Origin of the sequence: Lysobacter sp. TAB13, from assembly GCF_052113885.1 — a bacterium.
GTDB classification, from domain to species: domain Bacteria; phylum Pseudomonadota; class Gammaproteobacteria; order Xanthomonadales; family Xanthomonadaceae; genus Lysobacter; species Lysobacter gummosus.
This window is the reverse complement of the sequence record NZ_JBFRDR010000384.1, coordinates 1-366: the sequence shown is the minus strand read 5'-3', so window position 1 is coordinate 366 and position 366 is coordinate 1. Positions and strand designations below refer to the sequence as shown.

1 protein-coding gene is annotated in these 366 nt (G+C 67.1%); it reads right to left on the bottom strand.

Going from position 1 to position 366, the window contains the following annotated elements:
- The coding region (locus AB4Y92_RS26620; RefSeq protein WP_441822351.1) for a hypothetical protein at positions 1-281 on the bottom strand (281 nt) is incomplete at its 3' end.
- Positions 282-366 lie beyond the last annotated feature (85 nt).

Genomic DNA, 366 nt, shown 5'->3' with positions numbered 1-366 from the left:
CGCTCGATCGGTTCGACCCCGGCCGACGGATTCGACATCACGCAGCGAACCTCCTTGACCGTGAGCGGTCCAAACTCCCCGTCGAGCAGTGAAATCGAAATGGAGGCCGGCCCCGCACGTCCAGGCGAGACGCGGATGTCCGCCATCGCCTTGGCCCTGTGAATGTGGATCGATGCAGGCGGCGCTCCCGCATCGAGAAGTGCCCGCGGCGGCGGCGTGAAGCGCCAGGTCGCAACGGTGCCAAGGACAAGGAACACCAGCAAGGTTTCGGCCGCGATCATGCGCCGCATCGTCCTGGCGGCGAGGCCCGTTCGAGACAGGACAAGGRGCGTGAGGCGGTAGCGGTTGATGGCGGCCAGGCCCAGC